General features: G+C 46.7%; 6 protein-coding genes. 1 reads left to right on the plus strand and 5 read right to left on the minus strand.

What is annotated here, in order from left to right:
• The first annotated feature begins 49 nt into the window (after positions 1-49).
• Positions 50-1,858: a hypothetical protein gene (locus EWM62_RS18330; protein ID WP_129878133.1), complete on the plus strand. Its 1,809-nt coding sequence runs from the start codon at positions 50-52 to the stop codon at positions 1,856-1,858.
• A 117-nt stretch (positions 1,859-1,975) separates the two neighbouring features.
• Here EWM62_RS18330 and sov read toward each other — a convergent pair whose 3' ends face one another.
• From sov to gatA, 5 genes are all read right to left on the minus strand, one after another.
• Positions 1,976-8,977: a T9SS outer membrane translocon Sov/SprA gene (sov, locus tag EWM62_RS18335; RefSeq protein WP_449406690.1), complete on the minus strand. Its 7,002-nt coding sequence runs from the start codon at positions 8,975-8,977 to the stop codon at positions 1,976-1,978.
• 245 nt (positions 8,978-9,222) lie between these two features.
• Entirely contained in the window at positions 9,223-9,807 is a 585-nt protein-coding gene (ruvA, locus tag EWM62_RS18340) for a Holliday junction branch migration protein RuvA (RefSeq protein WP_129878134.1), read from the minus strand.
• 1 nt (position 9,808) lies between these two features.
• Positions 9,809-12,112, minus strand: coding sequence for an NADP-dependent malic enzyme (locus tag EWM62_RS18345; RefSeq protein ID WP_129878135.1), 2,304 nt, complete (start codon positions 12,110-12,112; stop codon positions 9,809-9,811).
• 108 nt (positions 12,113-12,220) lie between these two features.
• Entirely contained in the window at positions 12,221-13,471 is a 1,251-nt protein-coding gene (locus tag EWM62_RS18350; RefSeq protein ID WP_129878136.1) for a lytic transglycosylase domain-containing protein, read from the minus strand.
• Between the two features lie 58 nt (positions 13,472-13,529).
• A complete protein-coding gene (gene gatA / locus EWM62_RS18355) occupies positions 13,530-14,954 on the minus strand; it encodes an Asp-tRNA(Asn)/Glu-tRNA(Gln) amidotransferase subunit GatA (protein WP_129878137.1) in 1,425 nt (474 codons plus the stop codon).
• Positions 14,955-15,013: the final 59 nt, after the last annotated feature.

Raw genomic sequence — 15,013 nt, forward strand, 5'->3', positions numbered from 1 at the left:
AAGCCGCCATAGGGGTCGCTGCATTGATAAATATTTAAGCGAACAAAAAATGGCTGTTAAATTTTTAAAGCACAAGTGGCAAAAAGTACTGCTTATAGTAGTTGGGGTATTGGTAATACTGGTACTTATACCGGTGCTGTTCCTTAACAGCTTCCTGGCGCCCAAATTATCCGGCAAATTAAAAGAAGCGGTATTAAAAGGCACCGATAGCCTTTATACTATTGATTACACCGACCTTGACCTGAATATTTTGCAGGGCAAAGCAGTGTTATATGGCATTACCTTTAAGCCCGATACCGCCGTTTACAACCGCATGGAAAAAAGCGGCACCGCCCCCGGTAGCTTGTACGAGCTGCATGTAAACCGGCTTATTATTTCCAACGCGCACCCATTTGAGCTTTACTTTAAAAAGAAGCTTAATATTGGCCGAATTGCGCTGAACGAACCCGAGATACGAATAAATAAGTATGCAGAGAAGAAAGCAGATACCGCTAAAAAGGACGACAGAACCCTTTATCAAAAGATCTCGAAAAGCCTTAAATTAATACACGTTGGCGAAATACTTTTTACCAATATCAATTACAAGCAATTTAATTACACCGGGCCCAAAGTAGCCAAATCCGAATTAAAAGAAATGGATGTAAAGGTGACTGACCTGCTGATAGATTCGGCCACCCAAACAGATACTTCGCGCTTTTTATATTCAAGGGATATTACTACAGAGCTGAAAAATTATAATAGCAAATCAGCCGATGGCTTATATAATTTCAAGGTTAAATCGGTAAAGTTATCAACCCAAACAAAAAAATTAACCATAGCCGGGTTAGATCTTAAACCTATTGATCATACCCTGTTTTTTCAAAAAAGTAAAAAGGACCGTTTCACCCTCCGCATGCAGGATATTACGCTTTATAACTTTGATTACATCACTTATCAAAAATCGCAAACTATTGATGTTAAAAAGATGGTGATAAATAAAGGGAAATTTGAAGTGTTTAGCAATTATAACGGCCCGCTGCAAACTACCGACAGGCTGGTTACTTTCCCGCATTGGGCCATCCGCCACGCTATTAAAGCTACGCTGAATATCGACACGCTTGATTTGAAACACATGAGCGTAATGTACTCGCAGCTTAACAAAGCGTCTAAAAAATTTGGGCATTTAAAGTTTGACAACATCAACGGCCGGTTTCTTAACCTCACCAACCGTAAGGAAGATCTTGCAAAGAACAACATTACCACGGCTAACCTTACCAGCTATTTTATGGGCAAGGCAAAGCTTGATCTGCATTTTGTTTTTAACCTGAACGATGCCACTTACAATTACGCTTACAAAGGCCACCTGGCACCGATGAACATGGCCGATGTTAACCCGGTTTTAATGCCGCTATCGATGGTTAAAATAACATCGGGCAGGGTAACAAGCTTTGATTTTAATGTGCATAGCACACAAAAGGTATCAAAAGGTACAGTATCGTTTTTATACCACGACCTTAAAGTTGATGTACTACGGCCTGATTATACCAAAAAGACCCTGATAAGCGCACTGGCCAATGCCGTGATCATTAAACACGACAACCCCGATGATGGCGACAAAACACCTCGGCTGGCAAATGTAGTTTATATCCGCCCGGCTAATTTCCCGTTCTTTAAAACGGTGTGGCATGTGCTGCTCAACGGCATAAAAAACTGCGCCGGCGTTGGCCCGGCACAGGAGAAAAAACTTAACGGGCAAGCCGATACCGGGGATAAAAAAGAACAGGAAAAGATCATCAAAAAAGCTGTTAAAGAAAAGGAAAAAGAGGATAAGAAGTTTAAGGAAGCGGTGGAGGATAAAAAGAAGGGGAAGAAGGATTAATTAAATTTCCTTGTCATTCTGAGCGAGAGCGAAGAATCCATTCACGAACTGTGCAATCGCCTACATCCATGGCGGCGAATAGATGCTTCACTATGTTCAGCATGACAATTACTTTCCCTATTGTAAAAGCAACTTCAAATTAATACCAAAGTTGGTGAAAGAAGTATTAAACGCCTGCGAGGTGTAAGGCTTGGTGATGTTACTATCGTAAAACAAATTGAGGTTAAAGCGCTGATTGATCACATAATCGATAGAAGGCCGCAGGGTTATGTTTTGCGCGCCAGATGATACCTCGGCAGCGGGCACATCGGCACGGTAAATAAGCGTTTTATTATCCCGCACCGCTACATCAAGCTTAAAATTGATATCATTATTGGTACGATTGCCGGTGCCGAACAATCCCCATGGCATCCTGAAGTTTTTTGGGCGATAGCCAAAGCCGAATACCAATATGTTTTCTTCCTGCTGCGCCAGCTGGCTATTCAGCAGGCTTAGGTTTAACGATCGCGTTTTACGGTACTCAAAATTAGCGGTCATGCTGTTTTTAAAACGGACGTCGGCACCAAGCAACGGTACAAACTGCTCAAATATGGCCACTTGCGAAAACTGGTAAAAAGGCAGGAAATCGTTATTAAAATCCCTTGAACTTGCAGCCCCGTTTGCTTCCTGGTATTGCAGCAGCGTGGTGTAGCTGCTTACGTTATACGATGACCGGTACCCATGCTTCAGGTCGAACGACTCGAACAGGTCGGCGAAAAATGGCAGCCTGCCCAGGCCGCTGTATGATATTTGCCAGTTAGGAATAGGGATGCCCGGGAACTGGCTGGTGCTTGATGAACCTGCATCCTTACCTGAATATGCCGCCAAAAATGCAGGCACCAAAACGTTTTGCGCATTAGGCCCGTAACCATCGGCAAACCCACCCCCAGCACCGGCCGAATTTGGATTGGTGCGGCCCAGCCTTTGCGAAATTACGGTACGGTTCTCTAAAAACTTCTGGTACGTTGCCGATGTATTATTGATACCACTTGATTTGGTAAAGGCCGTAGCCAGCGACATGAACGAGATGCTATATGTACCCGATGTTACCGGGCTAAGGTTTTGTATACTGTTGGTTGATGCCAGGTATTTAAAGTTGGTTTGATAGTTGCGGTCCTGCGTTTTAAAGGCGATAAGCTCGATCCGAAGATCAGATATAGGCTCGATGATACTGCGCAGGTGTATATCCTCGTTAAACGATTTAATATACAGTTGGTTCTGCAGGGTATCTTTAGTTATCCATCCGTTGGCTACCGCTTTATCACGCAAATCGGCCTGGCTGCCCAGCAGGAAGCCAATGCCCGGCGCATCGTAGGTCAGGTCCTGCCCAAAAAGGTTTGATTGCGGCAAATATCCCGGCAGGAATGTACCCTCGGTACGGGTGTAGGTACCGCTGATGTTTTTGATCCCTGTTAAAATGCCGAGGAAGAATTTGGCGGCGCCCGTTTTCTCGTTCTTACCCTTACGCAGCGCGCTAAACTTGTTGTAAAAGTTAGCGAAATTAAGGTTCGGGTTCAACTGTATGGTGCGCGCGTTCTGGATGCTGTTACCTACATCATAACTTGGGTTGTTTATAGCAAACTCGGGCTGGCTTTGCCAGTTAAAGTTTGTACTGTAACGTACGGTTAAAGCGGTCCAGTCAAGGCCGGGTAATTTATTTACCGGCGCGGTCCAATTTAAATTAATGGTATGGTTATAGTTAGTGGTACGGCCCAGTTTCCAAAGGTTTTCCCAGAGCGTATCGCGTTTTAAACCGTTCAAACGGCCTGCCGGTTCATCCACTACCGATAGGTTTGTGGCATCTATATCCAGTGTTAACGATTTTGATAAATTCCAGCCTATACCATAAACACGGGTAATGTTAAAGCTTTTGTTGAACGATGTTGGGATAGGAATAAAGTTATTAGGGTCGTTATTACGCAGGGTGTTCTCCGAATAAAAACGATCGAAATTGATACTGAAGTTTAACCTTGATGGCAATATGCTGAAGTTAAAATCGCGTGCGAGCGCAAGCAGGTTACTCTTGATGATCTTGGCAAACGGCGCGTAATATTTTGGCTCCTTGTTATAATTATAGTTAAGCGCTACCCGGTAGGTTTTGGCAAAATCATTTTCTACAATAAAATCGTGGTGCTGATATTCGGTGTAGGCGTAAGTTGCCGCAAAGTTCTCGATATCCCATAAATGCACCGGCGCGGTGGTATTGGTACGCTCTTTATGCACATTGGTAAAGTTGATGCTTTTGCGCATGGTGTAATCGGTAGTGACATTCTTTATAGAATCGCGCGCCTGGCTGGTTGGCGCCGCTGCCAGCGATTTTTTCAGTTCCACATCGGGCGACCCGGGATCGTACTGCGGGGTGCTTACCTGGGTTGATATATTTACGTAAGCCGGAATACGGATGCCGCTTTTCTCTGGGAAGAATTTGCCCAGCTCGATACTTGCCGATGCATCTATAGCCTGGTTATCGCTGCGGTTACGGTCGCTCACCCTCGAATCCAGCGTACCAAAACCAATTGTACTTTTACTGCCCGATACAGTGATGTTAGCAAAATCGGCCAGCGCGGCATCAACCCTTGCAGTGGCCGCCCAGCCGCCACGCTGGTCAAAATCGGTTAAACGCAATTCATCAAACCAAACTGTTCCGGTTTTATTCAACCCGTCATCGCCGGGCAGGCCGCCGGGTTTATACGGGTTACGCACACCCAGCATTATGGTACGCAGCCTGCTCAGGTCGGGCTGGCCTTTAATGGTTACCTTGTTACGGCCATCGGTATAAACAAACGGCACGGTAAATGGCCACGGCTGACCGTTTAGTTTGGCATTGTTACGTGCCAGTTTGGCGTCAACCAATATGGATAGTTGCAGATCCAGTTCGTTACTTTCCGGCCATATTGCGCCGGGGTCGCGTGTGCCGGGTTGTGTAATGGCCAAAGGCACTTCGTATTCGTAATAGTTGTCCTGGTAATCTACACCCAGGCGTACAAAACCGTTCAGGTCGTTATCCTTCAGCTGGTCGCCTTCGGCGTGGATAAACATCTGGATACGTTTGTACGAGCGCAGGTCATTAAAGAAGGTACGGAAAGCCGCCCTCGAGTAACCATCGCGCAGGTTGGCAACATTAAGCGATAACGATTGCTCGTTAAGCTTGGTATCGGTTTGCAGGTTATTATAATTACGCTGGCGGTTTATACCCGGTGGCACTACGTAAGGTATAGGCGAACGGTTACCATTCTCCTCAATATTTACGGCCTGCACATCAAGTGTCGAGCCATCCACAACCGGGTTGGGGATGGCAGGGTCGGCAATTACGTTTGTCTGGCTGTTTTCGTTGTTAAAGGTGCGCCACTCGCCCCTTACCAACTGCAGGGTTGCAAAACGCAGAATAGAGGTATCGGCAAAGTTGGTCATAAACATCCTCAAAAACCTGATGGCTTTAAAATCCTGGATGTTGCCCACCTTGCTTTGGTATTCGGTTATCGGGATCCTGAACTGGTACCAGGTTACGGGCTGTGTGGTGCCGTTTGGCAGTTTTATGTTTGATGTTATTTTATCATTAATGAAATTTTGGCCAACAACCATATCCTGCGGGCGGATAGATACCCTGTACTGAAAGTACTCGTCGGTTTGGCTCATGTTATTATCGCGGTTGATATCTTCGCCATCGGGCAGCGATGTTGATGCCGATGTTTGGATACCCAGCTCGGCCTGCGATTGCTCTGCTGTTTTAGAGTTGCCCTCGGTACCGTTGTATTTTGCATACCGGTCTAAGATACCTGCGCCGGCCTGGTCAAGCGCTGCGCCCTGGTAGTACTGGTAATCATCTGACGATGGGTCGTTTGAAAGTACGGCTGCTGCCTGGGGGCTTAACTGGGCCTGCGCCTGCTGTACTATCGGGGCAAACTTAACCTTCTCGTCGGCGTCGTTCAACCCGTCTATACCCACATCCTGTAGTTTGCGCGAGTCGGGATTGTTGTCAAAAGCGTTTATAACCGGCTGCAGCTTTGTTACCCTACCCCAGTTGGTCTCTTCAACATTACCGGCACTTGCGGCATCTATGGGCAAACCGTTCTCCAGGCTTTTACGGCCATCTTTCAGGATATCTTCGGATACACTGCCCAGGTTAAAGTAAAGGTCGCCACCAGCCGAATTTGGTTTGTAAATGAACGGGTCCATTACCCAAAACTCGATGTACCCTACGTTTAACGATTCAAAATCATTTGTTTCCAGTTTACGGAACATACCGCCCCACCTGTCCCTGGGGTTTTGCAGGCTACCATCGTTATTTATGCCGGTGGTAACGTAGTTATAAGGGCCACGCACAGTTGGGTAAAAAACCATGTTAAGGGTGGCAAGGCTAAGCGGCTGCCCGGTTGTCGATTGCTTGTAGGGGAATACCTCCTGCTCTATAACCTGCCTTACGTAATGGTTAGAAAGTTCGTTACGCGATACATTAGCGGTGCCCGAATTGGTGTAGAATATCGGGTCGATATTGTAAAACGCCAGGCGGGCACGGTTAAAACCATAGCTAAGGTCGTCAAACCTATCCGACTCCGGGAACATTTGCGGGGTGCCCGAGATCTGCCAGTTAACCGCGCTTTTTATATCGATAACCGAACGGCTGTTCTCAAAATCGTCCAGGTAGGATGTACCGTTTTTTGACCCTGCAAAGTTAAGCGCGCCGGGGCTGCCGGGCATCAGCTTTGCAAACTCGCCGCTAAAGTTGATGGTTGATGGCGCTTTGGTGTTAATGAACGGAATTTTATCGACCAGGCGGGTTAAGAAGCGCGATTGTGTACTGTAATTTGCATCAAGGCCCCAAATAGTGTTAGAGATAGACTCTTCGCCCACAATTTCGTTTTGGGTGATGGGCTGCTCGGTTAAATGCATAATGGTACCGCCCAATAACAGCTTATCGTTAAAATGGTAGTCGAACCGCGACCCGAACAGCGATTTTTGCTGCACGCCAAAAAGCTCGTTATTTTCTAATTTTATATTAATGCTTTGGCCTGAAGAAAGCAACGCTTGGTTTAAAACCCGGATGCGGCCTGCGCTGTAATCAATAGTATAATCGGTACCTTCCTGTAATTTTACCGAGCCGGCGGTTACCACAACAGAGCCCTGCGGAATATTCACCGCGTTCAGCTGGTACTCCGATCCGCTTTGGGAGGTGTACGTACCCTTTATCAGATACCTGTTCAGCTTAGGAAAAAATTGCTGCGCGATGGTTTTGGTAGAATCGTACAGCGGCTGATAGGAATATCGTGCCGCCAGGTCGGCTTCTGACGGTAAAAATTGTTTGGCAAGGTCGCTGCCAAAAGGCTCCAGCACCGGGAACATGATACGCCCCTGCTGCGAATCGATGGTGATGCCTTCTAAAAAGTCGAAGTAACCATCGGGGCGTTTATCATTTTGCTGATCAAGGTTATCAACGCCGGTAAGCTGCATCCAGCGTTTACTTTTGGTGTTTTGCCCCTCGTCCATTATCGTTTTTTCGATACCCGATTTATCATCCAAACGCGAAATGTTCAGTTTAAAATCAGTCGGGCTTATCTGGTAGGCACCTAACGAGTAAATGTTTTTCATCATCAGGTCCCAGGTAGGCAAATTGGTTTTAAGCAATTCGTTCTTTAACAATTTGGTGAACAGCACTGTTGGAGTGTTTGGGTCAACAGCCCTGTCGCTGCTAAACTCGCCCACCTGGTACTGCACGCCATTAACCGAATACTGGTAGGCAACCGCCAGCACTTCGTCGTTATTAAGCGGGTAATTAAGTGATATATAACCCAATTGCGGGTGCAGGGTAAATTCTTTATCGGTAAGCTTACGGGCATAGGTTAGCTTGGCATAGTTATCTGTTGCACCGGTAGCCCTAAAGTAATTGGTAACATCATTTGAATTGGTATTACGAGCCGAGGCAGGCAGGCCGTTTAAGAGCGAGTTTGATTGCTGGGCAAACCCCGGCCCTTTAAATCCCGCCGGCAAATTGCTAAAACCGGCCCCGCCTTGTACCAAAGCAGTATTATAGGGCCTATTCTCACCCAGATCGATAAAGCCTAATATATCGCGCGAATCGGTAGTTACATTGGTACGGTTGGTTGTCCAAACCTCAATTTTTGTAATATTTATATTAGAGCTGATAATGGGGATATTTGCCAGCGCCCTGTTGTAATTATTACGGAAGTATTGTGACAGAAAGAAGTGCTTGTTACTCTCGTAATCGGCAGCTGTGATGTTTATGTTTTGCTGCTGCGCGCCATTATTAATGGTTAAATTTTTAGACTGCGAGCGCTGCTGCGAGAAAATACTGGTTACATCCAGTTTACCGAATTTCAACTTGGTTTTCACCCCGAATAATGCCTGGCTGCCCGAAATAAGGGTAGTGTTCAATGGCATGCTAACGGTACCGGCCTCTATTTTCTGGATGATCTCGTCGGGGTGGCCGGTATAATCAAGCTTTATCTGGTTCTCGAACTGGAACTGGGCCTCGGTATTATAGTTGGTGGTGATCTTTAATTTATCGCCAATTTCGCCGGTAACGTTCAGTTGTATCCGCTGGTCGAAGTTAAAGTTGAACTGGTTGCGCTGGCGGGTGTTAAAAAGCGGGTTCTCGTTCTTGTTTATCTGCCCGGCCAGTATCACCTCTGCCGACCCCTGCGGGCGGATATTGATGTTAGAGCTGCCGAAGATCTGTTCAAAGGTTTTGCTCCTCACCTTCATCTGCGGTATAAAGCCCGGCTGCTGCGACTCGTAAGCGTAATTATCTGCCAGTTGCTTAAAATATTCGCGTTTTACACCCCGTTGCTGTAACAGCAGGTATTCGCCAAAAGTAAGGTACTGCGGGGAGCGGTATAGCAGGTTGCCTACACGTTCGTATAATATATATTTATTGGTAGCTGGGTCGTATTCAACGGTGCGCACCAGTCCCGGTGGGTCGGTAAAAAATATCCCCGACCGCTGCCTTTTACTTTGCGGCTCGGCAAGGCTAATCGGGCCAAGTTTTATCCCGGTATCTATCCTGGCAGAAGTAGTGGCTGTTTGCTGTTGGGTTGGCTGCGCTATGGGGCGTTGGCCAGGCACCTGTTGTTGCTGCTGACTTTGAGGTTGTTGCTGTGGCCGATTTTGCTGTTGCTGCGGGTTAGGGATCTGTTGATTGGGCCGCTGGTTAGTTGGCTGCTGGCCGGTTGTTGGCTGGCCGGTTGGTTGCTGAAATGGTGTTTGTGCAAATAATTCTCCCACCCCGCCAAAAGCAGACAAAAAGAGTATAACTACAAAAAATTTAGTAGTAAAATTTCTAATCAAGTGTATAAATTATTGCAAGGTAATTATAAGCTTTTTAAAGCAGATTTAATCAATTGTTCAACAGTTAAAACACCGTTATTTTTGCTTATTTCCTGCTCTAAAACCTTTTCTGCAAGGTTACGAACAAATCCAAGCATTACAAGGGCTGAAAGGGCTTCATCTTTTGCCGTTTTTAACCCTGGCATTACGGTAAGCGTATCCGGCCCTTCTTTTTTAAGCTTATCCTGAAGTTCTAAAATGACACGCTGGGCAGATTTTGGCCCGATGCCTTTTATGCGCTGTATGGCCGCTACATTACCCTGTACAATGGCTGCCTGTATTTCGGCAGGCGTTATAGACGACAACATCATGCGGCCCGTATTAGGCCCAATGCCCGATATCGATATCAGGTGCGTAAACAACCGGCGTTCGCCCTCGGTAGCAAAACCGTAAAGGGTGTGGGCATCTTCTTTTACATGCATCCAGATATACAGTTTGCAGCGTTCGCCCTCGGGCAATTGGCCGTATGTATTTAATGATATATTGATGTGATAGCCAACCCCTCCGGCATCAATCACCACGTGGGCACCTCCCCTAAACACTAATTTACCATCAATATAATCGTACATGCTATTTGGCTTTACGGTTTTTTGATGGTTTTGCTTCGGCGCATTTTACCTGCGCATCAATTACGGCAATGGTAACCATGTTTACGATCTCGCGAACGGAACTACCTAACTGCAGCACATGCACGGGCTTTTTCATGCCCAGCAGGATAGGGCCAACAGCTTCGGCGCCGCCAATTTCCTGTAACAGTTTGTATGCGATGTTACCCGATGCCAGACCCGGGAATATTAAGGTATTTGCAGGTGTACCGTTTAAGGTAGAGAACGGGAAATTATCGGCCAGTAACGCCGGGTTTAAGGCAAAGTTGGCCTGCATTTCGCCATCCACAACCATATCCGGGTACTTTTCGTGAAGGATGCGTACGGTTTCCCTTGTTTTTTCAGGGATATCGCCTTCGTTTGAGCCAAAGTTGGAGTACGATAGTATCGCGATACGTGGTTTAACATTAAACTGCGCGACAGAACGCTCCATCAGCACGGTAATATCTACCAGTTCCTGCGCGGTAGGGTTGATGTTTACCGTTGTATCACCAAAGAAAACAGGGCCTTTTTCGGTTATCATCAGGTACATGCCCGCAACGCGGTTTACACCGGCCTCGGTACCAATTATCTGCAGGGCAGGTTTAATGGTTGTTGCATAATCCTTTGTTAAGCCCGATATCAATGCATCAGCCTCGCCAAAATGGACCATACAGGCGCCGTAATAGTTACGGTCTACCATCATCTTCTTAGCCTCGAACAGTGTTACCCCCTTACGCTGGCGCTTATTGAACAGGAACTGTGCAAACTCAAGCGAGCGTTCGGTCCGTATCTTAGGGTCGATGATCTGGATATCGTCCAGGTCAAGCTCATTTTCCTTTATGATCTCTTTGATCCTCTCGGCGTTACCCAAAAGTATAGGTATAGCGATGCCTTCGTCCTTAACAATTTGGGCGGCACGTAATATTTTATAGGTATCAGCCTCGGCAAATACCACGCGTTTGGGGTTCTGCTTGGCTTTATTGGTAACATCGCGCAGTATTTTATTTTTATTACCCAGGCGCGATAACAGTTCTTCGTTATAAGCATTCCAATCGGTAATGGCTTTACGCGCCACACCCGACTCGATAGCCGCCCTTGCAACTGCCGAAGAAACCTCGGTAATTAAACGCTGGTCCATTGGCTTTGGAATAATATAATCGCGGCCAAACTTTAAGTTGGTAATGCCATATGCCAGGTTCACAGCTTCGGGCACGGGTTTTTTAGCCATTTCGGCTATTGCCTTTACCGCCGCTATCTTCATCTCTTCGTTTATGGCGGTAGCCCTTACATCAAGCGCACCGCGAAAAATGTAAGGAAACCCCAATACATTGTTTACCTGGTTAGGGAAATCTGACCGACCGGTGGCCATAATGATATCTTTACGGGCGGCTATTGCCAAATCGTATGAAATTTCGGGCTCGGGGTTGGCCATGGCAAAAACAATTGGGTTTTTAGCCATGCTTACCAGCATTGCAGGGGTAACCACGTTACCTGCCGACAGGCCAACAAACACATCGGCGTTTTTCATGGCATCGGCAAGGGTGGTAACATCTTTACGGTCGGTAGCAAACTGCATGCGCATGTCGTCCAGGTCCGTACGGTCGTTATTAAGTACTCCGTTAATGTCAAACATCACCAGGTTCTCTTTTTTAACCCCCAACGACAGGTACATTTTTGTGCAGGAAACCGCTGCCGCCCCGGCGCCGTTCACTACCATTTTTATTTTATCAAGCTTTTTACCCTGGATCTCGCAGGCGTTCATCAATGCCGCGCCCGATATAATGGCCGTACCGTGCTGGTCGTCGTGCATCACCGGGATCTTCATTTCGGCCTTTAGCCTGCGCTCTATCTCGAAACAGGTTGGGGCAGATATATCTTCGAGGTTTACCCCCCCAAAGGTTGGCTCAAGCGCCTTTACAATATTTACAAATTCGTCAACCGTTTTGGCGTTGATCTCCAGATCGAATACATCGATATCAGCATAGATCTTAAAGAGCAGGCCCTTCCCCTCCATAACCGGCTTACTGGCTTCGGGGCCAATATTACCTAAACCAAGTACCGCTGTGCCGTTGCTTATAACCGCCACCAGGTTACCCTTGGCAGTGTATTTATACACATCCTCTACATTATCAGCAATACGCAGGCATGGCTCGGCAACACCGGGCGAGTAGGCCAGGGTTAAATCGCGCTGAGAGTTGGTAGGTTTGGTTGGTACTACCTGTATTTTACCAGGGCGGCCTTTTGAGTGATAATTAAGGGCTTCCTGTTTACGGTTGGGTTTATTCATGGTCTCAAAAATTCAAGCGCACAAAATTACGTTAACTTTTTCTGAACTGGCTAATAAAAAAAGCCCGGTCTTGAAATACATCAAAACCGGGCTTCTATAAAAATATTTTTATCCCCTGCCGATATTTACCGCTAAACCCGGCATCAGCGGCAGCGTTGCATTATTCCCCAAAGCCTTATTCCATTGCATCAATTGTTCAACCTTTACACCATACAAGGCAGCAATGCTCAACAATGTTTCGCCCCTTTTTGTGGTATGGATAGCGGGTGTAATAACTTTACCCCCAACCACAGCCTGTTGTGCTGCTATTATGGGCTGCCTTACGGGCATTGGCGGTGGTGGCGGTACAATTGCAACATATTGAATTGGCCTGAGCACGGGTATGGGTGCGTTTAAGTCGGTAATAGCACCGCGCAAAATTTTATCGCGCTCCTTATCAATGGTTGGGATCACTATCCTGCGCGGAACAGCCGCAGTACCGTTAACCAGCTGCTGCCTGTAAGATGGGTTTAGTACGCAGATATCCTTTAACGGCATACCCAAAGCCTGTGCAACGCGGCTAAGCGATACAAATTTATTCACCATTATGGTATCGGTAACAATGGCCAGGTTGCCTGTTTGCGGTACTATGTAATGATACTTGTGGTACTTCATTACATAATTTATGGCGATAAAGGCGGGTACGTACCCACGTGTTTCGGCAGGCAGCAGTTCGCGTATCGACCAAAAATCGTGGGTGCCGGTTTGTTCCAGCGCATGTAATACATTGCTTTTACCACAGTTGTATGAGGCGATGGCCAGCAGCCAGTCGCCAAATTGCAGGTAGGCATCTTTAAGGTATGCGGCAGCGGCAACGCTCGCCTGTACGGGGTCGCGGCGGTCGTCTACATAATCGGTCATAGCCAGCCCATAGATCTTAGCGGTTTCTGACATGAACTGCCAAGGACCCGCGGCACCAACGCGCGAAATAGCATTTGGGTTTAACGCCGATTCTACGATCGACAGGTATTTGATCTCGTCGGGGATCCCGGCATCGCGGAAAGCCTTTTCGTAAATAGGGAAGTAGTATCTGGCCAGGCCCAGCATGCGGCCCATCTCGTCGCGGCGGCGCATGTAGTTGTCTATATAAGCCTGCACGTAGCCATTATAATCTAATGGCACCTCCTGCTGGATAGAATCGAGCCGGCGTTTAAAAATATTGTTTTGATAGATGGATACCGGGGCCTGTATAGCGGGCAACAGTACGTTAGTATCTTGCTGGATAAGATCTGCCGGGGCGGTGGCAAATTCAATTTTAATATCTGCTTTAACTATCTGTATAAATAACGCACAAATAATAAAAGAAAACAGTTTCTTCATACTTTAGGGTAAACTCTCAAAAAAAGTTTTGACAATTATTTACTAATATATTAAATAATTATAGCTGCATGAAATATTCAGAGAAATTAAGCAGCGCCTGCTCGTCGAAACTTTTAGTTAATAATTGTAACCCTAACGGTAAACCCTTACTGTTATTGCCCGCCGGAAGCGAAATTGCCGGCATGCCGGCCAGCGATGCCTGTACTGTAAAAATATCGTACAGGTAGGTAACTACCGGGTCTTTTTCTTTTACACCCAAAGCAAATGCCGGCTCGGGGGCGGTTGGGGTTAATATAAAATCAAAATCGTTTAAGATCTCGTTGGTTTTACTTTGGATAAGCCTGCGCACCTTTTGCGCTTTAGCATAATACGCATCATAGTACCCGGCGCTTAAAACAAATGTGCCCAGCATTATGCGCCGCTTTACCTCCTTGCCAAACCCTTCGGAGCGGGAAAGCTTATAGGTCGATTCCAGATCAGTTGCATTAGGGCTGCGGTAGCCGTAGTGCACACCATCGTAACGGGCAAGATTTGATGAAGCCTCGGCCATAGCCAAAATATAATAGGTAGGCACCAGGTAATCCAAAAACTCAAAGGAGATGGGGCTTACCGTGTGCCCATCGGCACGCAATTTTTCTATATAAGTGGTAAGGGTGGCTTTAACCTCGGCATCTACACCGGGGCTGGATAGCGCTTCCTGCAGGTAGGCTATGTTCTTTTTTCCGGTTTCCTTTTTTAAACTTTCGGACCCGGGAACCGGTTTTTGAGACAGGGTGCTGTCGTATTCATCGGCACCTGCCAAAACCTCTAACAATAAAGCAGCATCGGCAACCGATTTGGTTAATGTACCTACCTGATCGAACGACGAAGCATAGCTGATGATACCGTGCCTTGAGATGCGCCCGTAGGTTGGCTTTAAGCCTACAACCCCACAAAACGAGGCCGGCTGCCGCACCGAGCCGCCCGTATCGGTACCGATAGCCGCGTGGCACATACCCGCCTGCACCGCTACCGCCGAACCGCCGGAGGAACCACCGGAAACGCGGGTTTCATCAGCATAATTTTTTACAGGGCCAAAAAAAGAGTTTTCGTTAGCGGCGCCCATGGCAAATTCATCGCAATTACAGCGGCCAATTATAATAGCATCTTCGGCCAGCAGGCGTTCAACAACTGTTGATGAATATATAGATGTAAAATCTTTTAAAATTTTTGATGATGCGGTAACCTTGTGCCCTTTATAGCATATATTATCCTTTATGGCAATTACCATCCCGGCAAGTTTACCGCCGGTGCCATTGCTTATACGTGCATCAATATCTTTTGCAGAAGCTAACGCGCCGGCTTCAAAAACCTCATTAAAAACGTTTAAATGTGCATTTGCCTTTATTTGACGCAGGTAGCCCTGTACCAGGCCCGCTACAGTGATCTCCCCATTTTTCAAACCGCCCTTAACTTCGGCGTAAGAGGAATAGTTTTTAGCCATGGGCCTAAAATAAAAAACTTATCCGTTGAAGCATAACTATTTCAACAGATAAGTTTATA

Origin of the sequence: Mucilaginibacter terrigena (assembly GCF_004168255.1) — a bacterium.
Taxonomy (GTDB): Bacteria; Bacteroidota; Bacteroidia; order Sphingobacteriales; family Sphingobacteriaceae; genus Mucilaginibacter; species Mucilaginibacter terrigena.

What these genes read in the sequence shown, in the direction of transcription:
- EWM62_RS18330 (WP_129878133.1), top strand. Translation starts at nt 50, where the DNA reads ATGGCTGTTAAATTTTTAAAGCACAAGTGGCAAAAAGTACTGCTTATA.
- ruvA (WP_129878134.1), bottom strand. Translation starts at nt 9,807, where the DNA reads ATGTACGATTATATTGATGGTAAATTAGTGTTTAGGGGAGGTGCCCAC.
- EWM62_RS18345 (WP_129878135.1), bottom strand. Translation starts at nt 12,112, where the DNA reads ATGAATAAACCCAACCGTAAACAGGAAGCCCTTAATTATCACTCAAAA.
- EWM62_RS18350 (WP_129878136.1), bottom strand. Translation starts at nt 13,471, where the DNA reads ATGAAGAAACTGTTTTCTTTTATTATTTGTGCGTTATTTATACAGATA.
- gatA (WP_129878137.1), bottom strand. Translation starts at nt 14,954, where the DNA reads ATGGCTAAAAACTATTCCTCTTACGCCGAAGTTAAGGGCGGTTTGAAA.